Annotated in this window: 19 protein-coding genes, 4 tRNA genes, 1 other RNA gene and 2 pseudogenes; 14 read left to right on the top strand and 12 right to left on the bottom strand. The window is 69.7% G+C overall.

Annotation, left to right across the window (positions count from 1 at the left end):
* Window positions 1-9 precede the first annotated feature (9 nt).
* Window positions 10-381, top strand: a complete 372-nt coding sequence (locus tag AB0436_RS08490) for a 6-carboxytetrahydropterin synthase (protein ID WP_366466970.1) — start codon at window positions 10-12, stop codon at window positions 379-381.
* 219 nt (window positions 382-600) lie between these two features.
* Here the strand turns inward: AB0436_RS08490 and AB0436_RS08485 are convergent.
* From AB0436_RS08485 to AB0436_RS08475, 3 genes and pseudogenes are all read right to left on the bottom strand, one after another.
* Window positions 601-1,298: pseudogene (locus AB0436_RS08485) on the bottom strand (nucleotidyltransferase domain-containing protein).
* Window positions 1,299-1,477: 179 nt separating this feature from the next.
* Complete coding sequence (locus AB0436_RS08480; RefSeq protein ID WP_366466969.1) at window positions 1,478-2,428, bottom strand: NAD-dependent epimerase/dehydratase family protein; 951 nt, start codon at window positions 2,426-2,428, stop codon at window positions 1,478-1,480.
* Window positions 2,429-2,440: 12 nt separating this feature from the next.
* Complete coding sequence (locus AB0436_RS08475; protein WP_366466968.1) at window positions 2,441-3,577, bottom strand: nucleotide sugar dehydrogenase; 1,137 nt, start codon at window positions 3,575-3,577, stop codon at window positions 2,441-2,443.
* Between the two features lie 48 nt (window positions 3,578-3,625).
* On the opposite strand from AB0436_RS08475, the gene AB0436_RS08470 reads away from it, so the two are divergent.
* The 4 genes and pseudogenes from AB0436_RS08470 to AB0436_RS08455 all read left to right on the top strand — a co-directional run bounded on the left by AB0436_RS08470 (window position 3,626) and on the right by AB0436_RS08455 (window position 6,988).
* Window positions 3,626-3,799 carry a hypothetical protein gene (locus AB0436_RS08470; protein WP_366466967.1) on the top strand — a complete coding sequence of 58 codons (174 nt, stop codon included), beginning with the start codon at window positions 3,626-3,628 and terminating at the stop codon, window positions 3,797-3,799.
* Between the two features lie 25 nt (window positions 3,800-3,824).
* Window positions 3,825-5,051 carry a damage-control phosphatase ARMT1 family protein gene (locus tag AB0436_RS08465; protein ID WP_366466966.1) on the top strand — a complete coding sequence of 409 codons (1,227 nt, stop codon included), beginning with the start codon at window positions 3,825-3,827 and terminating at the stop codon, window positions 5,049-5,051.
* A gap of 316 nt (window positions 5,052-5,367) precedes the next feature.
* Window positions 5,368-5,595, top strand: coding sequence for a hypothetical protein (locus AB0436_RS08460; protein WP_366466965.1), 228 nt, complete (start codon window positions 5,368-5,370; stop codon window positions 5,593-5,595).
* Between the two features lie 266 nt (window positions 5,596-5,861).
* A pseudogene (locus AB0436_RS08455) lies at window positions 5,862-6,988 on the top strand (tyrosine-type recombinase/integrase).
* Window positions 6,989-7,077: 89 nt separating this feature from the next.
* On the opposite strand, the gene AB0436_RS08450 reads toward AB0436_RS08455, so the two are convergent.
* Window positions 7,078-7,162, bottom strand: a tRNA-Ser gene (locus AB0436_RS08450).
* Between the two features lie 74 nt (window positions 7,163-7,236).
* On the opposite strand from AB0436_RS08450, the gene ffs reads away from it, so the two are divergent.
* From ffs to AB0436_RS08420, 6 genes are all read left to right on the top strand, one after another.
* Window positions 7,237-7,331, top strand: an RNA gene (gene ffs, locus AB0436_RS08445) — signal recognition particle sRNA small type.
* Between the two features lie 156 nt (window positions 7,332-7,487).
* Entirely contained in the window at window positions 7,488-9,800 is a 2,313-nt protein-coding gene (locus tag AB0436_RS08440; RefSeq protein WP_366466964.1) for a DNA polymerase III subunit gamma and tau, read from the top strand.
* 72 nt (window positions 9,801-9,872) lie between these two features.
* Window positions 9,873-11,123 carry a phosphoribosylamine--glycine ligase gene (purD, locus tag AB0436_RS08435; RefSeq protein ID WP_366466963.1) on the top strand — a complete coding sequence of 417 codons (1,251 nt, stop codon included), beginning with the start codon at window positions 9,873-9,875 and terminating at the stop codon, window positions 11,121-11,123.
* 262 nt (window positions 11,124-11,385) lie between these two features.
* On the top strand, window positions 11,386-13,038 hold the full coding sequence (locus AB0436_RS08430; protein ID WP_366466962.1) for a hypothetical protein: 1,653 nt from the start codon (window positions 11,386-11,388) through the stop codon (window positions 13,036-13,038).
* 242 nt (window positions 13,039-13,280) lie between these two features.
* Window positions 13,281-14,741, top strand: coding sequence for a N,N-dimethylformamidase beta subunit family domain-containing protein (locus tag AB0436_RS08425; protein WP_366466961.1), 1,461 nt, complete (start codon window positions 13,281-13,283; stop codon window positions 14,739-14,741).
* 177 nt (window positions 14,742-14,918) lie between these two features.
* A complete protein-coding gene (locus AB0436_RS08420) occupies window positions 14,919-15,818 on the top strand; it encodes a phosphoribosylaminoimidazolesuccinocarboxamide synthase (protein ID WP_366466960.1) in 900 nt (299 codons plus the stop codon).
* A 59-nt stretch (window positions 15,819-15,877) separates the two neighbouring features.
* On the opposite strand, the gene AB0436_RS08415 is transcribed toward AB0436_RS08420, so the two are convergent.
* The 8 genes from AB0436_RS08415 to AB0436_RS08380 all read right to left on the bottom strand — a co-directional run bounded on the left by AB0436_RS08415 (window position 15,878) and on the right by AB0436_RS08380 (window position 20,518).
* Window positions 15,878-15,950, bottom strand: a tRNA-Gly gene (locus AB0436_RS08415).
* Between the two features lie 22 nt (window positions 15,951-15,972).
* Window positions 15,973-16,617, bottom strand: a complete 645-nt coding sequence (locus tag AB0436_RS08410; RefSeq protein WP_366466959.1) for a response regulator transcription factor — start codon at window positions 16,615-16,617, stop codon at window positions 15,973-15,975.
* On the bottom strand, window positions 16,614-17,999 hold the full coding sequence (locus AB0436_RS08405; protein WP_366466958.1) for a histidine kinase: 1,386 nt from the start codon (window positions 17,997-17,999) through the stop codon (window positions 16,614-16,616). Before AB0436_RS08405 ends, AB0436_RS08410 begins: the two co-directional genes overlap by 4 nt.
* A gap of 16 nt (window positions 18,000-18,015) precedes the next feature.
* Window positions 18,016-18,783 carry an ABC transporter permease gene (locus AB0436_RS08400; protein ID WP_366467476.1) on the bottom strand — a complete coding sequence of 256 codons (768 nt, stop codon included), beginning with the start codon at window positions 18,781-18,783 and terminating at the stop codon, window positions 18,016-18,018.
* 11 nt (window positions 18,784-18,794) lie between these two features.
* Window positions 18,795-19,703: an ABC transporter ATP-binding protein gene (locus AB0436_RS08395; RefSeq protein WP_366466957.1), complete on the bottom strand. Its 909-nt coding sequence runs from the start codon at window positions 19,701-19,703 to the stop codon at window positions 18,795-18,797.
* Window positions 19,704-19,811: 108 nt separating this feature from the next.
* Window positions 19,812-19,884, bottom strand: a tRNA-Gly gene (locus AB0436_RS08390).
* Between the two features lie 99 nt (window positions 19,885-19,983).
* Window positions 19,984-20,055, bottom strand: a tRNA-Gly gene (locus AB0436_RS08385).
* Between the two features lie 145 nt (window positions 20,056-20,200).
* Window positions 20,201-20,518, bottom strand: a complete 318-nt coding sequence (locus tag AB0436_RS08380) for an Lsr2 family protein (protein WP_366466956.1) — start codon at window positions 20,516-20,518, stop codon at window positions 20,201-20,203.
* A gap of 342 nt (window positions 20,519-20,860) precedes the next feature.
* On the opposite strand from AB0436_RS08380, the gene purS reads away from it, so the two are divergent.
* From purS to purL, 3 genes are read left to right on the top strand one after another with little or no spacing between them, the layout of a single operon-like run.
* Window positions 20,861-21,112, top strand: coding sequence for a phosphoribosylformylglycinamidine synthase subunit PurS (gene purS, locus AB0436_RS08375; protein WP_365854049.1), 252 nt, complete (start codon window positions 20,861-20,863; stop codon window positions 21,110-21,112).
* Entirely contained in the window at window positions 21,109-21,789 is a 681-nt protein-coding gene (gene purQ / locus AB0436_RS08370; RefSeq protein WP_366466955.1) for a phosphoribosylformylglycinamidine synthase subunit PurQ, read from the top strand. The genes purS and purQ overlap by 4 nt, the downstream gene beginning before the upstream one ends.
* Window positions 21,786-24,035, top strand: a complete 2,250-nt coding sequence (gene purL, locus AB0436_RS08365; protein WP_366466954.1) for a phosphoribosylformylglycinamidine synthase subunit PurL — start codon at window positions 21,786-21,788, stop codon at window positions 24,033-24,035. The genes purQ and purL overlap by 4 nt, the downstream gene beginning before the upstream one ends.
* The last annotated feature ends 43 nt before the right edge of the window (window positions 24,036-24,078 follow it).

Genomic DNA, 24,078 nt, shown 5'->3' with positions numbered 1-24,078 from the left:
GGTGCCGTCATGCTGACGATCACCAAGGAGTTCCATTTCTCGGCCAGCCACGTCCTCGACCGGCTGCCGAGCTGGCACCCATGTGCCCGCATGCACGGCCACAACTACGTCGTTGTGTTGGAACTATCTGCCCGCCGTGAGGATCTGACCGAGGTGGGCTTCGTCCGCGACTACCGCGAGCTCGAGGCGTTCAAGAAGTGGATGGATGACACCATCGATCACCGGCACCTGAATGAGGCGATGGGGGGGGGTGTCTCCCCGTCAGCGGAAAATCTCGCCGTGTGGATCTTCGACCTCTGGACCGAGCGATTCCCCGAGCTGACGGCGGTCCGGGTCTCTGAGACGCCCAAGACCTGGGCCGAATACCGACCAGAGCGATGAAGATCAGAGGCCGACTAGGCCCCTCACTCCGACTGAACCAGGTCCAGCCAGCCGCGTTGCCGAGCGGCAACCGGCGTCGGGCTGGCGGGATTGGTGGAATAGTCACCCGTTCGTGTTCTTGTGCGACGGCACGGCTCGGTGTGTGGTGGGCTCATGCATCACTGGTCCCCCTTGAACGAGCGACAGGGCAGGCTCCTGGTGTAGCCGTTCCCCACCGACTTATCGGACGGTGTACCCGTCCCACAGCGGGCCGCCGGCTCGGTCCAGCACCTCTGTCACGGTTGCGGCGAAGACGCTCGTGTCCCCAGCGATCGCCCGCGCGGTGGCCTCGGTCAGCGCGCGGTGCAGCCTGGGGTCGGCCGCAGCCAGCCGCCGCGACAACCACTTGCCTCCGCCGAGCCAGTGCCCGCCGATCAGCAGGACCAGCTCCGACGCGCGCTGCAGCATATGCGCGACCAAGTGCACCCGCTCGGCAGGGTCCGCGCAGCCACGCAGGTCGTCGAGCAGGTCGGTCAGGATGTACCGCTGGTAGTCCCGCTCACGGTCCGAGAGCGGCGGCGGACCCGCAGCCCAACGCTTTCGCGCCTCGGCCTGGAGTGAAGCGCCCAGCCCGTCCCTGTCCACCAGGAGCATGCCGTCGGAACACATGGCGAGCAACGGCGAACTCCGCTTCGCGTCTCCTGATCGGCGAAGCGGTGCCAGACGGCCTGGGTCTGCACGAACAGCTCCACCGGCCAGCCGCGGTACACCAGGTTCTCCCGATGAGGTGCGGGCGGCCCGTCCAAGAGGACCACGATGTCCAGATCGGAGGTGGGCGTCCGGCGGTCGGTCAGCACGCTGCCAGCGAGAAAGGCTGCCCGGGCGGCGGGAAACCGATCCCGCACCAGTTCGCGGGTGGTGAGCACGGGGTCGTCCATGCAGGAACCCTACGGACGCCCCATGCCAAGGCACAGCGAATTGTTCACACGACTCGGCGGCACAGCGGCGCTGTCGAACTCGTGACCATCTCTCGCCGAGGTGACCGTCACGGGCCAGGATCGGTCTTCTTGGTGCGCCGGCGGCGGCTGAGCCAATTGCAGCCGCCGCCGAAAACCACTCAGTTTGACGCCCTCTTCACGACCGCTGAGTGGAACCAGTCCACCGTTGCGTCGACCCCCTCACGGATCGGGACGGGCGTCACCTCCGGGAACAGTCCCCGCAAGCGGGCGCTGTCCGCCTGCGAGTGGGAGACGTCGCCGGCGCGCGGAACTCGGTGTTCCCGGCGGGCGGGTCGCCCCGTCGCGGCCTGAATCTCGGGGATCAGGTCCAGCAGGGACGTGCGGGTTCCGAAGGCCAGATTTACGGGGCGGGGCTCGACGATCCGGTGGAGCAGGGCGTCGATGAGGATGCGGCAGACGGTGCCCACGTAGGTGAAGTCACGTGTCTGTGTGCCGTCGCCGAACACAGTCACAGGCTGGCCCGCGAGCGTGGCGCTGATCCACTTCGGGATGACCGCGGCGTAGGCGTGGTCGGCGCGCTGGCCGGGGCCGTAGACGTTGAAAAAGCGGAAGGGCAGAACCGGCAGGTCGAAGCTGTGGTGGTACGCGCTCAGGTACGCCTCCGTGGCGAGCTTCGTGACCGCGTACGGGCTCATCGGGGCGGGAGCTAGGCTTTCGTGTTTCGGCAGGTGAGGGTTCGCGCCGTAGACGGAGGGCGACGAGGCAGCGATCACGTGCAGGCCGCCGGCGCGGCGTGCGGAGTCGAGGACTTGAAGGGTGCCGGTCGCGTTGGCGTGGTGACTGGCCAAGGGGTCTCGCAGTGACCGCGGCACGGAGGGCAGGGCGGCCAGGTGGACGACGGCATCGGCGCCTCGAATCACCTGATCCACAAGGGCTGCGTCCTGGATGTCGCCCTCGAAGAAGTCGACGTCGAGGCCCGCGAGGTTCGCCTTGTGACCGGTGGAGAGGTTGTCGATCACCCGAATCTGGGTGATCTGGGGTTGCGCGGCCAGGGCTCCGGCCAGGTTGCCGCCTATGAAACCGGCGCCACCGGTGATCACGATCTTCACGTTGCTTCCCTTTCAGAGAGAGTCGACGTGCGCGCCGGTGAGCCGGCGGCGGCAGTCGAGGATGTACGGGGCGTGCGCGCTGATCAGGGGGTAGTCGAAGGCGTCGTGGTCGGCGAGAAGGACGACGGCGTCGGTCGCCGCGAGACGGTCGGGCGTCACGTCGACTCGCTGGACGTCCTCCAGATCGATGGCGCGGGGGTGGACCTCGTCCATCACATGGGGGTCGGCCGCTTGGACCACGGCGCCCATACCGGTGAGCAGTTCGGCGATACGTGCTGCCGGAGTCTCACGGGCGTCTCCGGTATTGGCCTTGTACGCCAGACCGAGCAGCAGGATCCGGCATCCGTTGAGTGGCTTTCCGCGCTCGTTGAGGCCGGTTACGAGGCGACGGACCACGTAGTCGGGCATGTGATTGTTGATGTCGTTCGCCAGCTCGACAAAACGGAAGTTGTGCCCCAGGGCCCGTTGGACTCGCCACGACAGGTACGACGGGTCGACGGGCAGGCAGTGGCTTCCGACTCCTGGCCCGGGGGCGAAGCGCGTGAACCCGAACGGCTTGGTGGATGCTGCGTCGATGGCGGCCCAGACGTCGATGCCCAGATCGTGGGCGAAGATCGCCAGCTCGTTGGCGAGGGCGATGTTCACGTGCCGGAAGGTGTTCTCCAGCAGTTTGGTCAGCTCCGCCTCCTTGCAACTGGCGACGGGGACGACTGTGTCGATGAGGGATGCGTAGAAGGAGTGGACCGCCTCGGTGGAGGGCGGGTCGATGCCCGAGACGACTTTTGGGGTGTTCTCCAGCTTCCAGACGGGGTTCCCGGGATCGATGCGCTCCGGGCTGTAGCCGAGGTGGAAGTCGCGGCCAGCTGTCATACCGGAGGCACGTTCGAGGAGTGGACCGAAGACTTCCTCAGTGGTGCCGGGGTACGTAGTCGACTCCAGGATGACGGTCGCCTCCCTCGTGAGGGGGCGGCCGAGCGTCCGCGCCGCGTCCTCGACGTGCGAGAGGTCCGGCACACCGTCGCGCAGCGGCGTCGGGACGGTGACGACCGCCACGTCGAATCCCGCGCAGTCGCTCGGGTCGATGGTCGGTCGGTAGGCGCCTGTGGCGTCCTGGACAGTGACCGATTCACCTCCCACCTTTCCGGTCACACCGGCCGCATCCTGATGCTCGGCTTCGCCAACGACGAAGACCGCTTGGTGTCGGCCGCGGCAGACGGGACGGTGCGCCTGTGGTCGCTCAGTGAGCAGCGCCAGACCGCCAAGGTCAGGGTGGACGCGTCACTGCACTGCGCGGCCTTCGAACCCGGCACGGGCGAGGTGCTGATCGGCAGCGCGGCGGGGGTCGTGGCCCTGGACATCAAGGACACATGAGCGACAAGCGGAGGGCTTGGACACCATGACAGAGAACTCTTCCCGCACCGCGGGCGACGAGGCCGACCGCGGCTCCCGCCCGGCTGCCGGAACTGGCGCACCGGTCATCCTGAGCAACAAACCCGGCTCGTTCGCCTGGGGTGTCCTGGCCCAACGCCATCCGGCCCTGATTCAGCAGGTACGAGACGCCTTCCCGTACGGTCGCCGACAACACGAGGCCCTTGATGCCCTGCTGGTCGAGATCACCAACGGTGTCGTCGAACCTCTCGCCCCCGCGGAGCACGATCACGGGCAGTGGTCGGACTGGGGGCGGGAGCACTTCGGGCGATCGTGGTTCGATGTCCCGTTCCTGTGGGCCGAAAGCTACTTCTACCGCAGGCTCCTCGGCGCCATCGAGTACTTCGGCACGGGCCCGTGGCAGGGAGTCGACCCCTTCGCTTCCTTCAAGCAGGCCGAACTGCGCAGCGCGGCGGTGGACGAGGAACTCCGGGCCTTGGACGCACTCGCCGACGTGCCGGCCGACGAGCGGTCCACGGCTCTGCTCCACGCCTCGCTCTGGGGCAACCGCGCTGACCTCGGCTTCCGTGTCACGGCGGGGGAGCCGGCCCTCGGCGACGGTGATCCGGGCCTGGTCGCCGACGACAGGGCTGTGCTGTGGTCGCTCCTGCCTCCCGGAGGGCTGCACACCGTTGCCGTGGTGGCGGACAACGCGGGACGAGAGCTGATCCCGGACTTGATCCTCATCGACCACCTACTTGAGCACGAGCACGCTGAACGGGTCGTACTCCACGTAAAGCCCTACCCGTACTACGTCTCCGACGCGATGACGGCGGACGTAGTTGATTGTCTCCGTCTCCTCGTCCAGACGCCCGGTGAAGCCGGCAGGATCGGCGGGCGCCTTTGGGAGGCCATGGCGACAGGCCACTTGGAAGTGCGGACCCATCCGTTCTTCTGCGCTCCGCTGCCGTACGAGGAGATGCCCGAGGACCTGCGGAAGGAGTTCGAGGCCATCACGGTCACCATCCTGAAGGGCGACCTCAACTACCGCCGCCTTGTGGGTGACCGAATGTGGGACGCGACGGTGTCGTTCGCGGAGCTCACCGCGTACTTCCCGGGGGCTGTCGCGGCGCTCCGCACCCTGAAGTCCGATGTCATCGTGGGTTTGGAGCAGGGGGCGTTGGAGGTCCTCGAACGGTCAGGCGCGGCCTGGCGTACAAGTGGCACTCACGCTCTGATCCAGGTTCGGCAGTAGATCTGGCGACGATACGAATCCTCACTCATCGGGCTTAACGCTGCGAGCGGCCGGGCGTTGTCTGGCCGGCCACTCGCGTTTGGCGCAGTCCCGGGTTGGCGGCCCGCCTGCGCGCTGCTTCAAATGCCAGGTCATACCTGACGCATCCCGATGTCTTGGGGCGGTTGGGCGGTCAGCGCCGGGCGGGGCGGACCTGTTGGCATCTGAGATCGGGCCACTGCCTGCGTGACCTTGGCCGTTGTGTCGAAGCCGCTGTGCGCGGCGGCAGTTTCATCTTCGCGGTGGCATCAACAATCGGAGCGACTTCTTCGCGGCTATGGTGCAGACCCAACGCGACCTCGGTTGCGGCTTCGAGATCGCCGTGCGCGCGCTGGGGCTGGGCGAGGGCCTGAAGTCAGCACGGTGCACGCAGTACGCGCGGGACACCATCCATCATCTCGACCTCATCGAGGGCCAGTCCCGCCTGCGTGCAGGCCGCGCGCAGGATGCTCTCTGCCGCTCCGGCGTCGAACGTGAAGCGCGCGCTCGTTGCCATGCCGTGTGACCCTCCCGTGTTGCCGGCAGTGTGCCCGACCGTCGGGGAGGACAAGCGGCCCTACGGCGGGTCCAAGGCCACGTCCCGGTACTTCATGGCTGTTCGGCCCGCCGCCTCAGCGTCGGGCTCACCACCATGTACGCCCTCATCCGCGACGGAGCCGTTCAGACCGTACCCATCGGCCGCCTCCGTCGCGTCCCCGTCAAGGCCATCAGTGCCTACCTCGACGCCCGCATGCAGTCCTGTGGCCAGCCCACTGCCGCCTAAGGAGAATCATGGAAAAGCGCGCCAAACGCCCTGATGGGGACGCAACTACCTACTTTGGCACAGACGGTTACTGGCACGGCAGGGTGACTGTCGGCGTCCGTGACGACGGGAAGCCCGACCGGCGTCGCGTCATGAGCAAGGTCAGCGAAGCGGAAGTCATCAAGAAGGTCCGTGAACTGGAGAAGCAGCGGGACGCGGGGAAGGTCCGGAAGCCGGGACGGCCCTGGACGGTGAAGGCATGGCTCCTGCACTGGGTGGAGGAAATCGCGAAACCGTCGGTGTGCGAGAACACGTACGCCGGGTACGAGGTGGCCGTCAGGGTTCATCTCATCCCTGGGGTCGGTGCTCACCGGCTGGACAAGTTGGAGCCGGAACACCTGGAGCGCTTCTACACGAAGATGAGGGCGAACGGCAGCAAGCCCGCCACCGCCCACCAGGCGCACCGCACCATCCGTACGGCGCTCAATCACGCCATGCGGCGTGGCCACGTGACCCGCAACGTTGCCACGCTCGCCGTGCCTCCCCGCATGAGGATGAAGAGGTTGAGCCGTACGACGTCGAAGAGGTGCAGCGGCTGCTCTCCGAAGCGGCCAAGCTTCGGAACAGCACCCGCTGGTCCATCGCTCTCGCCCTTGGCCTCCAACAGGGGGAGGCGCTGGGGCTGCGCTGGACGGACGTGGATCTCACAGCGGGCATCCTGCGGGTCCGTAAGAACAGGCTCCGTCCCAAGTACCTGCATGGTTGCGGTGGCGAGTGCGGGCACAAGCCCGGTTACTGCAAGCAGCGTGTCAGGAAGAACGAGGACACGGCGAACACGAAGTCGCGCGCCGGCCATCGGGTCATCGGGGTGCCTGACGAGCTGGTCCGGCTGCTGAAATTGCATCGACAGGAACAAGAGCGCGAGCGCGTATGGGCCGCGGAGGAGTGGCGCGAGACGGGGTTCGTCTTCACCGCCGCCACGGTGCTGCTCATCCTCGGAGTCCCGGAGCGCGTGGTCATGCAGATCATGGGCTGGTCGTCCACGGCCATGGCTGCCCGCTACCAGCACGTGACCGTCGGCACCCTGCAAGACGTCGCGAAGCGGGTCGGCGGACTCATCTGGGAGGTGGCGAAGAGCGACAACGAGGCGGCGTAGGGAGATCGCGAAGAGCCCCGTTGAGACTGGGGGTGAGACTGACAAAGCAGAAGGCCCGGACCACGTGAGCGGCCCGGGCCTTCTAGCTGCGGAGGATACGAGATTCGAACTCGTGAGGGGTTGCCCCCAACACGCTTTCCAAGCGTGCGCCCTAGGCCACTAGGCGAATCCTCCGCGACGAACAATACAAGACGTTGAGCAGTGCTAGCGAACTCGATTCTCACCCGGTGGATCAGCTAGGGTGGGGGCCAGCCCCTCACGTGGCGCTATCTGACTGAACTCCCCCAGGGCCGGAAGGCAGCAAGGGTAGGTTGGCTCTGGTGGGTGCGTGGGGGGCCCTTTGCGTTCGGGGGGCGATGAGGGCGTTGGTTGCGGGATCCGGCAGCCGGACGGTACAGCCTGAAGACAACCCAGCAGGGCGTCAGTCAGTGCGAGAGCCACGACCACCGGAACCCGCTTACGCGTATCAATGTCAGTGCGCCCCGATAACCTCGTAGGTGTGTCGTCCCTTGCGCTGTACCGCCGTTACCGCCCCGAGTCGTTCGCCGAGGTCATCGGGCAGGAGCATGTCACTGCCCCGTTGCAGCAGGCCCTGCGGAACAACCGGGTCAATCACGCGTATCTGTTCAGCGGACCGCGCGGCTGCGGCAAGACCACCAGTGCCCGGATCCTCGCCCGGTGTCTGAACTGCGCGGAGGGGCCCACGCCGACGCCGTGCGGTGCGTGCCAGTCCTGCCAGGACCTCGCGCGGAACGGACCGGGGTCGATCGATGTCATCGAGATCGATGCGGCTTCGCACGGTGGCGTGGACGACGCCCGCGACCTGCGGGAGAAGGCGTTCTTCGGGCCGGCCGGCAGCCGATACAAGATCTACATCATCGATGAGGCGCACATGGTCACATCGGCGGGGTTCAATGCCCTGCTGAAGGTGGTCGAGGAGCCGCCGGAGCATCTCAAGTTCATCTTCGCGACCACGGAGCCCGAGAAGGTCATCGGGACGATCAGGTCGCGCACCCACCACTACCCGTTCCGTCTGGTGCCGCCCGGGACACTGCGCGACTACCTCGGAGAGGTGTGCGAGCGGGAGGGTGCCCGGATCGCTGAAGGTGTGCTGCCGCTGGTGGTGCGGGCCGGGGCGGGGTCGGTGCGTGACTCGATGTCGGTGATGGACCAGTTGTTGGCCGGTGCCGGCGGGGAAGGTGTGACGTATGCCATGGCGACGTCGCTCCTCGGGTACACCGACGGGTCGCTGCTCGACTCGGTGATCGATGCTTTTGCCGCAGGGGACGGCGCGGCGGCCTTCGAAGCCGTGGACACGGTGATCGAGGGCGGGAACGACCCGCGCCGCTTCGTGGCCGACCTGCTGGAGCGGCTGCGCGATCTGGTGATTCTCGCCGCCGTGCCGGACGCGGGCGAGAAGGGGTTGATCGACGCCCCGGCCGATGTGGTGGAGCGGATGCAGGCGCAGGCCTCGGTGTTCGGCGCCGCCGAGCTCAGCCGGGCCGCCGACCTGGTCAACACCGGGCTCACCGAGATGCGCGGGGCCACCTCGCCCCGACTGCAGCTCGAGCTGATCTGTGCGCGGGTGCTGCTGCCTGCCGCCTTCGACGACGAGCGGTCGATGCAGGCCAGGCTCGACCGGCTGGAGCGGGGCGGCGGCCTCGTGTCCGGGGGACAAGGGCCCGCCATGGGGTACGTACCGGGACCCGAGGCGCATCCGGCGATGGGCGCCACGGCGGCGGGGCCGGGTGCTCCGCCCGGGGGCGGACCTGCCGCAGTGCGGGCAGCGGTACGGGGGGACACCGGCGGCCGGGTTGCTCCCGGCGGGCCCGGCGGGTCCGGCGCACCTGGCGAGCCGGTTACCGGTAGCCCTGGTGCTGGTGCTGGTGCTGGTGCTGGTGCTGGTGCTGGTGCAGCGCCGCCGCCCGCCCCGTCCGCCGCGCAGGCCGTTCCCGCGCAGCCGCCGACCCCGGCCGCCGAGCCCCCGGTTCGCCAGCCCGGGGCATGGCCGGGCGCGGCGGGCGGCTCGGGGGGCGCCGGGCAGGCAGCGCAGCCTGCGCGTCCGGCCGGCAGTTGGCCGTCCGCTGCTGCCCCGGGGCAGGGGCAGGGGCAGGGGCAGCAGCAAGGGCCGGGGCAGCCCACGCCGCAGTCCGCCCCGGCGGCCGCCGCCGCCCCGGCTGCCGAGCCCGCCGCAGCTCCTGCGCCCGGAATGGCTCAGGGCGCCGGCCAGGTGCGAAACATGTGGCCCGACATTCTGGAGGCGGTCAAGAACCGCCGCCGCTTCACCTGGATCCTGCTGAGTCAGAACGCCCAGGTCGCCGGGTTCGACGGGACCACCCTCCAGCTCGGCTTCCCCAACGCGGGCGCCCGGGACAATTTCGCGTCCAGCGGCAGTGAGGACGTACTGAAGCAGGTGCTCGCCGAGCAGTTCCGTGTCCAGTGGAAGGTCGACGCGATCGTCGATCCCTCCGGCGGTACGCAGCCTCCCGGCGGCAGCAATCACCCCGGCCCGGGCCCGGGCGGTTCGTCGCCCGCGCCACGCCGACCGGTGCCGCCGCCGGCCGCCTCGGCCGCACCGGGCCCCGTGCCGCCGTCGCCCGTGTCCGCGCCGGAGCCGCAGCAGCATCAGCGGCCACAGGCATACCGGGAGCCCGAGCCGCCACCGGTCCCGGACGGGCCGCCGGTCGTTTCGCTGGAGGACGACACGCCGGAGGACGACGACCCGGACCTCGGCGACTCCGCGCTCTCCGGTCACGATCTGATCGTCCGCGAGCTCGGAGCGACGGTGGTGGAGGAATATACGAACGAGTAGGGAGGCCGGTTCAGGAGGTCCGGACAAGGGCCGCGCCCGGCCGGGCCTGTCCCGCGGGCTAGGCTTCGCACCGTGAAGGTCCTTGTCATCGGCGGCGGCGCCCGCGAACACGCCCTGTGCCGCTCTCTTTCCCTCGACTCCGCAGTCACCTCCCTGCACTGTGCCCCCGGTAACGCGGGCATCGCCGAGGTGGCCGAGCTGCACCCGGTGGACGCGCTGGACGGCGCTGCCGTCGCCCGGCTCGCCGCCGAACTCGATGCCGAGCTGGTCGTGGTCGGCCCCGAGGCGCCCCTGGTCGCCGGTGTCGCCGACGCGGTACGCGAGGCGGGCATCCCCTGCTTCGGGCCGAGCAGCGAAGCGGCCCGGCTGGAGGGGTCCAAGGCGTTCGCCAAGGACGTGATGGCGGCGGCGAACGTGCCGACCGCCCGGGCCTACGTGTGCACCACCCCGGCCGAGATCGACACCGCGCTGGACGCTTTCGGCGCCCCCTACGTCGTCAAGGACGACGGGCTCGCCGCAGGCAAGGGCGTCGTGGTGACCGACGACGTCGAGGCCGCCCGCGCCCATGCGCTGGCCTGCGGCCGGGTCGTGATCGAGGAGTTCCTGGACGGTCCCGAGGTCTCGCTCTTCGCGATCACGGACGGCGTCACGGTCCTCCCGCTGCAGCCCGCGCAGGACTTCAAGCGTGCACGCGACGGCGACGCGGGCCCCAACACCGGTGGCATGGGCGCTTACTCGCCGCTCCCCTGGGCCGACCCCAAGCTGGTCGACGAGGTCATGGAGACCGTGCTGCAGCCGACCGTCGACGAGCTGCGCAGGCGCGGCACCCCCTTCGCCGGGCTGCTGTACGCGGGGCTCGCCATCACGTCGCGCGGGGTACGGGTCATCGAGTTCAACGCCCGTTTCGGCGACCCGGAGACCCAGGTGGTGCTGGCCCGGCTCAAGACCCCGCTGGCCGGTGTGCTGCTCAACGCGGCCAACGGCACGCTGGCGAGCGAACCGGCGCTGAACTGGCTCGACGACGCGGCGGTCACGGTCGTCATCGCCTCGCACAACTACCCGGAAACCCCCCGCACCGGCGACCCGATCGAGGGCCTGGACGAGGTGGCGGCCCATGATGCCCCGCAGGCGTATGTACTGCACGCCGGAACCCGGCGGGACGGCGATGCGATCGTGAGCGCGGGTGGCCGGGTGCTGTCGGTGACGGCGACCGGTGCCGGTCTGGCCGAGGCCCGGGAGCGTGCGTACACCGCGCTGGCCCGGGTGCGGCTGGACGGGTCGCAGCACCGTACGGACATCGCCGCGAAAGCGGCCGGCGTCTGACAGGCAGCCGTATCCGACAGGCAGCCGTATTCGACAGGCGGCCGTATCTGACAGAAGTGGCGAGCAGTCGTCAGCACCTTTGCCCAAAGCCATTCCATCGGGTGACGGTAGGCCCATCCGGATGACGCTCGGCAGAGCCCCAACTAGTCTGCGCCCCAAGCATTCCGGCACTTGGCCCATCTGCATTGCGATGTCAGTGCCGGATGCCACAGTGGGGGAGTGAGCAAAGCCGTCGCGGAGGCAGAGGGGGTGACGTCCGGCCATGTCCATCAGTGGTACGAGTGAGAAGCGTGGTGCGCAGGGCGCCCGGGCCCATGCGCTGGCCGTGCTGCGCATCAGGGGCTGGGCGCTGGCTGCGGCACTGCTGCCCGCCGCGGTGGCCGTGGTGCTGCTGGCAGGCGGCGCAATGGGCCGCCTCACCGGCGGAGACTGGAACAGGGCGCGCTGGGTGGTGGTGGCCCTCGCCGTCGTGGTGCTGCTGCTGGCCGGCACCGTTGCCGCAGTGATCGCCAGAGCCGGCCCCGCCGTCAGCCCGACGGTGGCGCTCACCGAATCGTCGGCGCCCGACCTGCACCGCATGGTGCGTGACCTGGCAGCCAGGCTGGATGTGCCCGTCCCCTCGGCGATAGCGCTCACCCCGGACTGCGACAGTTGGCTCGAGGACCGATCGCATCCCGCACAGTCCATATCCGGCAGTCGGCTGTCCGCCGTGCGCGCGCTGCGGGCCCGCCGGGTGGCGACCGCGCCGGTGCTGGTCATCGGCTCGCCGTTCCTGTGGTGGATGCGGGTGGCCGAGCTACGGGCGCTGCTCGCGCCGGTCGTCGCGGGCACCGGGCCTTCGGCGCACCCCGACATCGCAGCCTCCCGCCGCTTCGTGCGCGGTCTGGACGCGGCGGTCGCCGTGGCGTCCCGGCCGGGGGCGGGACCGTTCGGCCGCGTCGGGTACGGCTTCATCGGCCGGGTCGCTCGGCTGCTGTTGCGCAGCTGTCGCGGTCATGCCGCCGAGATGGAACGGGGAGTCGCCGCGGCCGCGTCCGAGCGGGCACAGGCGGTGGATTACGGACTGCGGGTCGTCGCCCAGGAACAGGTAGGCCTGGCGTACGCGGGCTGGGACCGTCTGCTGACCCGGGTGGCGCTGCCGGCCTGGCGGATGGGCCGCTGGCCGGCCCGGCTCGACGCCGGAGTGGTATCCGCCCTCACCGAGCTCTCCCGCCGGGACCGGCTGGCCGACGGCTTCACCTCCCGGCTGGGCGAGCGGCCCGCCTGTGACCTGCTGGAGGAGCCCGGCGCGGTCGACGAGGCGACCTCGTTGCTCGCGGCCCGGCTCTTCCACGGGGGGCCCGCCGAGCGAAGCCCCGACTGGTCGCCGGTGGACTGGCAGCAGTATCCGGAGGAGGTGGTCGACCGGAAATGGCGCACGGATGCGGCCAGGCTGCACCGGGTGCTCGACCGGCTGGGCCCCCGGCGTGCGGGTGATCCCGGCGGGCCGACGCTGGCCCGGGTGATGAACCATCTGACGGCCGACAGCAGCGAGGCGCTGGCCGCCGGCATAACGGCCGAGGTGGCCCGGGAGGACGCTGCCGCCCCGCCACCGGTGAACAGCGGCGGCGCGGCGGGCGAGGACCTCTGGGACACGGAGGCGATCCCGCTCTTTCCCCTCCAGCCCCCGCGCACCGGCCGCGATCTGCTCGCCGACCACGTCACCGCGATGGTCTGCTGCGCGGCGGTCGACACGGCCGGGGCGACGCCGGGGCTCGACTGGCTGGACGGACCGACGCTGCTGGTCGACGGCGAGCGCGGGGCCGACCTGGGCGGCCCGGTGGTGAGCCTGGTGGAGGAGGGCGACGCGGAGCCGTTGCGCGGATGGCTGGCGACGGTCGGGGTCCGCCCGGAGAAGCCGGTGCGGCTGGTCTGAAAACTGCTGAGGCAACCTCGGCAAGGGCACGAACGGGTGGGCGTCCGCACCACCCCGCAAGAGCCGGGAGAAGAGTCCACGCCTGCCCGAAGTGCCCGGGATCACTCGGAATCCGGGCTTCCGTTGCCGTCAATTCGCGACGAACAGTGACGGAGTGCGTGCCTTATGTGATGTGCTGGGACCGGTCGCTGACAGTCGGTGCATCACTGTTGTGCCTGAGCGACCGAGAAGGGGGGAGCCGCATGGGGGCGGAGCAGATCCGACGCTGGGAGTCAGGAGCCCTCGCGCACGCCGTCTCGGACCCGTTCGGGCAGGGGCCGCTGCCGTGGCTCCGCGGCAGCGAGCACTACTTCGACGACACCGGCCATGTCGTCCCCTGGTACGCGGACCCCGACGCCGCCCGCAACCGTTCGGGCGGTCCCCGTACCGCCGACGACGTGAAGCAGCAGATCAAGGGCTTCTCGTCGACCGGTGCGGCCGCCCCCGGCGAGGCCATCGACTTCCATGTCACCGTCGACCCGCCCCAGCAGTTCGCCGTCGACATCTACCGCATCGGGCACTACGGCGGTGACGGCGCCGCGAAGATCACGACCAGCCCGCGGCTCTCCGGCATCGTCCAGCCGGCCCCGCTCACCGCCGACCGCACGGTCTCCTGCCACCACTGGTGGCTCTCCTGGCGCCTGCAGATTCCCTCGCACTGGTCGATCGGCGCGTATGTCGCCGTACTGACCACGGTCGACGGCTACCGCTCGCACGTCCCCTTCACGGTCCGCGACAGCCACCCGGCCGATCTGCTGCTCCTGCTGCCCGACATCACCTGGCAGTCGTACAACCTCTACCCGGAGGACGGCAGAACCGGCGCGAGTCTCTACCACGCCTGGGACGGCACGGGTCGGCTGCTCGGTGAGGAGGACGCCGCGATCACGGTCTCCTTCGACCGGCCCTACGCGGGCGCCGGGCTGCCCCTGCATGTCGGCCACGCCTACGACTTCATCCGCTGGGCCGAGCGGTACGGCTACGACCTGGCCTACGCCGACACCCGCGATCTGCACGCCGGCCGCATCGACCCGACCCGGTATCGCGGCCTGGTCTTCCCCGGCCACGACGAGTACTGGTCCGTCCCCATGCGCAGCACCGTGGAAGCCGCCCGGGAGCACGGCACCTCGCTGGTTTTCCTCTCCGCCAACACGATGTACTGGCAGGTCGAGCTCTCCCCTTCGCCGTCCGGCGTCCCCGACCGGCTGCTGACCTGCCGTAAGCGCAGAGGCCCCGGAAAGCCGGCGCTCTGGCGGGAGATCGACCGCCCGGAGCAGCAACTGCTCGGCATCCAGTACGCGGGCCGCGTCCCCGAACCGAACCCGCTGGTCGTGCGGAATGCCGAGCACTGGCTCTGGGATGCCACCGGCGCCCGCGAAGGCGACGAGATCCAGGGCCTGGTCGCCGGCGAGGCGGACCGTTACTTCCCGCGCACCGCGCTGCCTCCGCACGAGGACCGCATCCTGCTCGCGCACTCCCCGTACCGGGACAGCGAGGGCGCCCTGCGCCACCAGGAGACCTCCCTCTACCGAGCGCCTTCCGGCTCGCTGGTCTTCGCATCGGGCACCTTCGCCTGGTCCCCGGCGCTGGACCGCCCAGGCCATGTGGACCCCAGAATCCAGCGCGCCACCGCCAATCTCCTCGACCGGATCTGCAAACGCGACTGACGGCAAGCGCGGCGCGACCGACGGGAAGCGCGGCCGAAAAGGCGACTGACCCGTCGATTCACGCCCCGGCCGGCCCGGCACCCACCTGTCGCGGCGACCCGGTGGCGTGCGGCGCGTCGTGCATACGGGAGAATCGGACTCGACCCCAGCGTATGGACAGAACCACGGGGAGGAACCGTGTCCGGATTCGTAGAAAAGCCCGAGGCCGTGCAGGTACCGGGCCTGGTGCACTTGCACACCGGCAAGGTGCGCGATCTGTACCAGAACGAGGCGGGCGACCTCGTGATGGTCGCCAGCGACCGCATGTCCGCGTACGACTGGGTGCTGCCCACCGAGATCCCCGACAAGGGCCGGGTGCTCACCCAGCTGTCGCTCTGGTGGTTCGACCAGCTCGCGGACATCGTCCCGCACCATGTCATCAGTACCGAGCTCCCGGTCGGCGCTCCCGCCGACTGGGCGGGCCGCACCCTGATCTGCAAGTCGCTGCGGATGGTCCCCGTGGAGTGTGTCGCGCGCGGCTATCTGGCCGGGTCCGGCCTGCTGGAGTACAAGGCGACCCGCACCGTCTGCGGGCTCGCGCTGCCGCACGGCCTGACCGACGGTTCCGAGCTCCCGGCGCCGATCTTCACCCCCGCCACCAAGGCGGCGGTCGGTGACCACGACGAGAACGTGAGCTACGAGGAAGTCGCCCGCCAGGTCGGCGTGGAGACTGCCGCCGAGCTGCGCCGGACGACGCTCGCCGTCTACAGCCGGGCCAGGGACACCGCGCGTGAGCGGGGCATCATCCTCGCCGACACCAAGTTCGAGTTCGGTTATGACGGTGAGCAACTCGTCATCGCCGACGAGGTGCTGACCCCTGACTCGTCCCGCTTCTGGCCGGCAGCGAGCTGGCAGCCGGGGCGCCCGCAGCCGTCGTACGACAAGCAGTACGTGCGCGACTGGCTGACCTCGGACGCGTCCGGCTGGGACCGGCACGGCGAGCAGCCGCCACCGGCGCTCCCGCAGCAGGTGGTGGACGCGACCCGGGCCAAGTACCTGGAGGCGTACGAGCTGCTGACCGGGCTTCCCTGGACGTAGCCCCGGCACACGGAACGAAGAAGCCCCGGTCGGATCCCGACCGGGGCTTCATCTCGCGGAGCGGACGACCAGGTTCGAACTGGCGACCTCAACCTTGGCAAGGTTGCGCTCTACCAACTGAGCTACGTCCGCATGCGCCGTGGCGCGACAACCACTATACCCAACCCCGTCGGCGGGCGAGACGCACCGCGGCATGACGGTTCTCGGCGTTCAGTTTCGACGCGGCGGACGACAGATAGTTGCGCACCGTCCCCTGGGACAGCGAAGCCCTGGCCGCGATCTCCGCGAGCGGCGCCCCGTCGGCCGCAAGCTCCAGCACCTCGGCTTCTCGCGCGGTCAGCGGAGAATCCCCCGCGGAGATGGCGTCGGCAGCCAACTCCGGGTCCACATAACGCCCGCCGGACTGCACGGTCCTGATGATCTCGGCCAGCCGACGCGCAGAGACCGTCTTCGGCACGAACCCGCGCACGCCCGCGGCGAGCGCGCGTTTCAGGTGGCCGGGGCGCCCGTGACCGGTGACGATCATGCAGCGGCAGTCGGGGAGTTCACCGCGCAGCGATGTGGCCACGCTCACACCGTCGGCCCCCGGCATCTGCAGATCGAGCACCGCCACATCGGGCCGGTGTGCCCGCGCCATGGCGAGTGCCTCCGGCCCCGACGCCGCCTCGGCGACCACCACCAGGTCGTCCTCCAGCCCGAGCAGCGCGGCCAGTGCACCGCGGATGAGGTGCTCGTCGTCGGCAAGCAGGACGCGTATCGTCGCGGACGGGACGCCGGGTACTGGCTGGGATCCGGTCATGCGAGAACCCCGTCGCCCCAGGCGGCCCCGCCGGCACCGGCCGTCGCCCCCGCACCCCCAGCGTCCCCCGCACCACCGGCCCCGGAAGTCCCGCCGGCCACTCCTGCACCGTCGGCACCTCCTGCATCATCAGCACCGCCCGCCCCGTCGGCACCACCCCGTACCGCCCCCAGCGGCACCTCCGCAGTGAGCCGGAACCGGCCGTCCCCGGCCCGGCCCGCCACCAGCGTGCCGCCGAGGACGGCGAGCCGTTCCCGCAGCCCCGCGAGCCCCGAACCGGTGGCGGCGGGCCCGGCCGCCCCGGCGGCGCCGTTGTTGTCGACGGTCAGCCGGGCGTCCGAGGCCGATCGGGAGACGTCGATGGCGCACCGCCGGGCGTCCCCGTGCCGCAGCACATTGGTGGCCGCCTCGCGGACCACCCAGCCGAGCGCCGACTGCACGTCCCCGGTGAGCCCGTCCGCCGAGCCGGTCACCTCGCAGGTGATGCCGGCGGCCTCCAGCACGCCCCGCGCCCCCTCGAGCTCGACGCGCAGGTCCGTGTCGCGGTAGCCCCGCACCACCGCGCGGACCTCCCGCTGCGACTCCTGGGCGAGGCGCTGCACCTCCTCCATCTGCGCCACCGCCTCGGGCCGGCCGCGCCGCGCCAGACTCACCGCCAGTTCGCTCTTCAACGCGATGACCGCAAGGTTGCGCCCCATCACATCGTGCAGATCCCGGCCGAACCGCAACCGCTCCTCGGCGACCGCCAGCTGCGCCTGTACGTCCTGTGCCTGCTGCAGCTTCCACATCACCCCCAGGTACCAGGCGGAGCAGCGGGAGGCGCAGGCGAACCAGGCGGGCCCGCAGGTGAAGGAGATCAGGCAGGCCAGGATCAGTGCACCGGCCGTGCCGAGCAGTGCGACCGTCCCGCACACGGCGACCAGCAGGGCCAACTGCACGATGACCGTGGTCCGGCGGCGCACGATCAGACAGTGCCCCAGCGTGAACGGCACCACCGGGGCGCACAGGAGCACGGTCACCCCTGGCACCTCGGCCAGGCCCACGGCCGAGGTCAGCGCCAGTACGGCCGCAAGGTCCGCCGCCATCAGAGCGGCCGCCGCAGCGATCAGCCGGCGCGGAACTGCCGCGCCGCCCAGATACGTGTGCAGCGCACCCGAGGTCAGCGCGGTGCTGCACACCCCCTGCGCCACCGCGAGCAGGCAGGAGGCGGTGATCAGCGCGAACGGTGCGTCGGAGTGGCGGACCGGCCGGGTCACGGACAGCGCCACCTGCACGGCGACGGCCAGCCAGAGCAGAAAGTACAGCGATCCCCGGGTGTACAGGTCCAGTTGCGCGAGCCCCCCGCGCCCGCGCACACCCCGTATCCATGTCAGCGCAGCCACCTCACGCCTCCCTCCCTCAGCGGCGGGGCTCCCAGCGGAACCACCGTCGTACAGCAAACACCGCGAGCACCGTCCAGGCCACCGCCGTCAGCACATGTCCCAGCACGTCCGCCCCGGACATCGTCCCGGTCCAGCCGCCACGCACCAGTTCCACCACCGGGGTCAGCGGCAGCAGTTCGCACACGGATGCCAGGGTGTCGGGGAAGACCTCCAGCGGGACGGCCACCCCGGAACCGGCGATCGACAGCAGCATCATCGGAAGGATCGTCAGCTGGGCGGCCTCGGCGGACTTGGTGACACCGGCCGTCGCCGCGCCCAGAGCGGCCAGCATGACGACCCCCAGCACCACGCCCACCACCACCAGCAACGGCGCCGGCGGCAGACCCATGTCGAAAACCACGGCGCAGCCCGCCGCCAACAGCACGCACTGCACCAGCGCGATGATCAGCGACGGCAACGAAGCCCCGGCGAGGATTTCGACGTCGCGCGCCTCGCCGGTGCGCAGCCGTTTGAGTACCAGCTGCTCACGGCGTACCACCAGCACCCCCGTCACCCCGTTGTAGAGCGCGAAGAGCAGCCCGAAACCGATGGCCCCCGGCAGCAGCACCGCACCGGCCGTGAGCCCCGCCTTGTCCAGGGTCTCCTGGTCGGTCGTGGTCGAGAACACGAAGGTCATGGTGACGGGCAGCACCAGCATGGTGAAGAGCGACGCCTTGCTGCGGCCGAGCAGGGTCAGCTCGGCGCGGGCCAGCGCTGCCATCCGCCGGGTGTTCAGCGTGGGCATGGCCGATGAGCTCACGGGGCGACCTCCTGCTTGCGTGCGATGTTCAGAAACGCCTCCTCGAGCGAGGCCGACCGCACATCCAATCCGTGCAGTTCGATCCCCCTGTCCCTGGCCCATACCAGGAGTTCGGTGGCGGACCGCTGGAGCTCGGCGGTCCGCAGCCGCACCGACGGTCCGGCACGGTGATACGCACCCAACGGCGGCAGATCGTCGACGGCGAGCCCCTCGGGGAGCGTGAACGAGATCTGTGAGGGCTGCTCGGCGACCACCTCGTCCAGCCGCCCCTCGGCCGCGATCCGCCCCTCGTGCAGAATCGCGATCCGGTCAGCCAGAACCTCGGCCTCCTCCAGGTAATGCGTGGTCAGCAGCACGGTGGTGCCGCCGTCGCGCAGCTCCCGCACCAACTCCCAGGTCTCTCTGCGCCCCTCGGCGTCCAGGCCGGTCGTCGGCTCGTCGAGGAAGAGCACCTCGGGCCGCCCGAGCAGCGCCATCGCGAGGTCCAGCCGCCGCTTCTCGCCCCCCGACAGCTGCTTGACCCGTACGTCCGACCGGCCGCCGAGCCCGACCATCTCCAGGCCCTCACGCACGGGCCGGGCCCCCGTGGTGCACCCCGCCCACATCCGTACGGTCTCGGCGACCGTCAGATCCGGTGGGAAGCCGCCTTCCTGGAGCATCACCCCGGTGCGCGGCCGGATGGCGGCACGTTCGCCGTACGGATCGTGTCCGAGCACCCGCACCCGGCCCCCGCTCGGCCGGGCGAGCCCCTCGAGGAGTTCCACCGTGGACGTCTTGCCCGCGCCGTTCGTCCCGAGCAGGGCGAAGAGTTCGCCGGCGGCCACCGAGAAGGAGATCCCGGAGACGGCCTCGAACCCTCCGGCATAGGTGCGCCGCAGATCTTCGGCCTCGATCACATCTGTCATGCGTCCAGACTGCTGCCGGATCCGTGGCCGCGCCGGTGACAAATGTCATCTGAATCGGCGGCACACGAAGAAGCCCCGGTCGATCCCGACCGGGGCTTCTTCTCGCTGAGCGGACGACCAGGTTCGAACTGGCGACCTCAACCTTGGCAAGGTTGCGCTCTACCAACTGAGCTACGTCCGCATTGCTGCCGCTCCGGACTCCCGATAAGGCGTCCGCCGGGCGGTGCGAGCATTACTCTACCTGATCCTCGGAGTGGTCCGAGCCAGGAAAGTGATGCAGAGCGGGTGACAGGAATCGCACACTGCGCCTTCCCCCTGGAAGGGGGATGTTCTACTACTGAACTACACCCGCACGCTGCGTGAAGCGGGGCCTCCCGGCCTCGCCCTTCGGCGTGTTCCAGACTCTAGCTGATCAGCGGGGGTGGAATGCAAGTCGGGCGCTCCGGGCGGGAGTCGGCGGTCCCCCGGCCGGGGGACCGCCGATCTCGTCAGGGCGGTCAGCTCGCCGCGTTGAACGCCTCGTAGACCTTCTTGGGGATGCGCCCGCGGGCCGGCACGTCCATCTTGTTGGACCGCGCCCAGGCCCGGACGGCCGCCGGGTCGGGGGCCACCGCTGTGTGCCGGTACGTCTTGCCCGACTTCGACTGCTTTCGGCCTGCCTCCAGGAACGGGGTCAGCGCCTTGCGCAGTTTCTTTGCATTGGCGGTATTGAGGTCGATCTCGTACGACTTCCCGTCGAGGCCGAAGGTGACCGTTTCCGCCGCTTCCCCGCCGTCGATGTCGTCGGAGAGCGTGACCACTACTCGCTGAGCCACGGACTTCGGTCCTTTCCTGCGACACCGCTTCTCTGACGTGCGGCGATGTCGGCCTTACGGCTGGTTTTCAGTTACGCCATTTCCTTTGTACAGCGGAAGGCGTCGCATTGTGAAGCCCACCCAATTACATGCGCGCGTCCGGGGCAATCGTGGCGGCCGGTTTTTTCGAGGATTTTTGGCGGATGTTCTCTCCGTCATGTTCGGTCATCTCCCGACTCATCTCGCGTCCCATCTCCCACCCGATATCACTGCGTGATCAGTCCGCTCCGATATCTACTCGCGTAGACTTTTCGGCCGGGTACGCTGAGTGGACCGCCTTCGCACCACACACCGGGAGTGCCAGTGGCACGCGTCGTAGTCGACGTCATGCTCAAGCCGGAGATCCTCGACCCGCAGGGACAGGCGGTGCAGCGTGCACTGCCCCGTCTCGGCTTCGATGGAATCGCCGACGTACGTCAGGGAAAGCGTTTCGAGCTCGAGGTCGAGGGGCCGGTCGATGACACCGCCCTCGCCCGCATCAATGAGCTGGCCGAAACGTTCCTCGCCAACACCGTCATCGAGAACTTCACCGTGAAGGTCGAGGAGGAGAAGTGACCGCTCGTATCGGCGTCGTCACCTTCCCCGGCACCCTCGACGACCGGGACGCCCTGCGCGCCGTGCGCGTCGCGGGTGCGGAACCCGTTTCGCTCTGGCACCGCGACAAGGGCCTTCAGCAGGTCGACGCGGTCGTTCTCGCGGGGGGTTTCTCCTACGGCGACTATCTGCGGGCCGGAGCCATCTCCCGCTTCTCGCCGGTGATGGAAACGATCATCGAGCAGGCGAAGGCCGGCCTGCCGGTCCTGGGCATCTGCAACGGTTTCCAGATCCTCACCGAGTCGCATTTGCTGCCGGGCGCGATGCTCCGCAACAACCACCTGCACTTCATCTGCCGCGACCAGAAACTGCGCGTGGAGAACGCGGAGACCGCCTGGACCGCCGACTACACGGCCGGCCAGGAGATCTCCGTCCCGCTCAAGAACATCGACGGGCGGTACGTCGCCGACGAGCGCGTCCTCGATGAGCTGGAGGCGGAGGGCCGGGTTGCCTTCCGGTATCTCGACGGCAATCCGAACGGGTCGCTGCGCGACATCGCCGGCATCACCAACGCGGGCGGCAACATCGTCGGCCTGATGCCGCACCCCGAGCACGCCGTGGAGCCGCTGGTCGGTACGGGGCGTACCGACGGCCTCGGATTCTTCACCTCGATCCTGAAGAAGCTGGTCAACGTATGAGCCTCGACACCGTCAAGCACGCCGCCGAGACCCCGGACGCCGGGCAGCCCTGGAAGGAGCTCGGCCTCAAGGAGGACGAGTACGCGCGCATCCGGGAGATCCTGGGCCGCCGTCCGACCGGCGCCGAGCTCGCCATGTACTCGGTGATGTGGTCCGAGCACTGCTCCTACAAGAGCAGCAAGGTGCACCTCAAGCAGTTCGGCGAGAAGGTGCCGGAGAACGACGCCATGCTCGTCGGTATCGGCGAGAACGCCGGCGTCGTGGACGTCGGCCAGGGGTACGCGGTGACCTTCAAGGTCGAGTCGCACAACCACCCCTCGTACATCGAGCCCTACCAGGGCGCGGCCACCGGCGTCGGCGGCATCGTCCGCGACATCCTGGCCATGGGCGCCCGCCCGGTCGCGGTCGTCGACCCGCTGCGGTTCGGCGCTGCCGACCACCCCGACACCAAGCGGGTGCTGCCCGGTGTGGTCGCGGGCATCGGCGGCTACGGCAACTGCCTGGGCCTGCCGAACATCGGCGGCGAGGTCGTCTTCGACGCCTGCTACCAGGGCAACCCGCTGGTCAACGCCGGCTGCATCGGCGTGATGAAGCACGAGGACATCCACCTCGCCAAGGCGTCCGGCGCCGGCAACAAGGTGATCCTGTACGGCGCCCGTACCGGCGGCGACGGCATCGGCGGCGTCTCGGTGCTGGCCTCGGAGACCTTCGAGTCCACGGGCCCCGCCAAGCGTCCGGCGGTTCAGGTCGGTGACCCCTTCCAGGAGAAGCTGCTCATCGAGTGCACCCTGGAGATCTTCAAGGAGAAGCTGGTCGCGGGGATCCAGGACCTCGGCGGCGCCGGGCTCTCCTGTGCCACCTCCGAACTGGCCTCGGCCGGTTCCGGCGGGATGCGGGTCGAGCTGGACACCGTGCCGCTGCGTGACTCCTCCCTCTCGCCCGAGGAAATCCTCATGAGCGAGTCGCAGGAGCGCATGTGCGCGATCGTCGAGCCCGGCAAGACCGAGCGCTTCCTGGAGATCTGCGAGAAGTGGGACGTCATCGCCACCGTGATCGGTGAGGTGACCGAGGGCTCCCAGCTGGAGATCTTCTGGCACGGCGAGCAGATCGTGGACGTACCGCCGAGGTCCGTCGCGCACGAAGGCCCGACGTACAACCGGCCGTACGCCCGTCCCGACTGGCAGGACGCGCTGCAGGCCGACGACGCGGGCAAGCTGGCCCGGCCCGCCACCTCCGCGGAACTGCGCGAGCAGGTCCTGCAGCTGGTGGCGTCTCCGAACCAGGCGTCGAAGGCGTGGATCACCGACCAGTACGACCGATTCGTCCAGGGCAACACCGTGCTCGCGATGCCCGAGGACGCCGGCGTGATCAGGATCGACGAGGAGTCGAACCTGGGCGTGACCATGGCCACCGACGGCAACGGCAGGTACGCCAAGCTCGACCCGTACACCGGCGCGCAGCTGGCGCTGGCCGAGGCGTACCGCAACGTCGCCACCACCGGCGCCAAGCCGCTGGCCATCTCCGACTGCCTGAACTTCGGCTCGCCGGAGGACCCGGACGTCATGTGGCAGTTCGCCGAGGCCACCCGTGGTCTCGCGGACGGCTGCCTGGAGCTGGGCACCCCGGTCACCGGCGGCAACGTCTCGCTCTACAACCAGACCGGTGAATCGGCGATCCACCCGACGCCGGTCGTGGCGGTCCTCGGCGTGATCGACGACGTCAACCGCCGTACGCCGATGGCGTTCGCCGAAGAGGGCCAGCTGCTCTACCTGCTCGGCGACACCCGCGAGGAGTTCGGCGGGTCGGCGTGGTCACAGGTCGTCCACGACCACCTCGGCGGACTGCCGCCCCGGGTGGACCTGGCGCGCGAGAAGCTGCTCGCGGAGATCCTGATCTCGGCCTCCCGCGACGGCATGGTCGACGCCGCGCACGACCTGTCCGACGGCGGTCTGATCCAGGCGGTCACCGAGTCCTGCCTGCGCGGCGGTCACGGTGCGCGGCTGGTCGTCCCGGACGGACTCGACGCGTTCACCTTCCTGTTCTCCGAGTCGGCGGGGCGGGCGGTCGTCTCGATTCCGCGCAGCGAGGAGCTCCGGTTCAACGACATGTGCGGGGCGCGGGGCCTGCCGGTCACCCGGATCGGCGTGGTGGACGGCGCCGACATCGAGGTCCAGGGCGAGTTCACGCTGCCGCTGACCGAGTTGCGCGAGGCCCACGAGGCGACGATTCCGGCTCTGCTCGCCTGACGGCCGCACCGGAACACACAGAAGCGCCGGTGTCCGGGGATTC

It is taken from the genome of Streptomyces sp. NPDC051322, assembly GCF_040689485.1.
In the GTDB taxonomy this organism is placed as follows: Bacteria; Actinomycetota; Actinomycetes; order Streptomycetales; family Streptomycetaceae; genus Streptomyces.
This window is presented reverse-complemented; position numbering and strand designations above follow the sequence as displayed.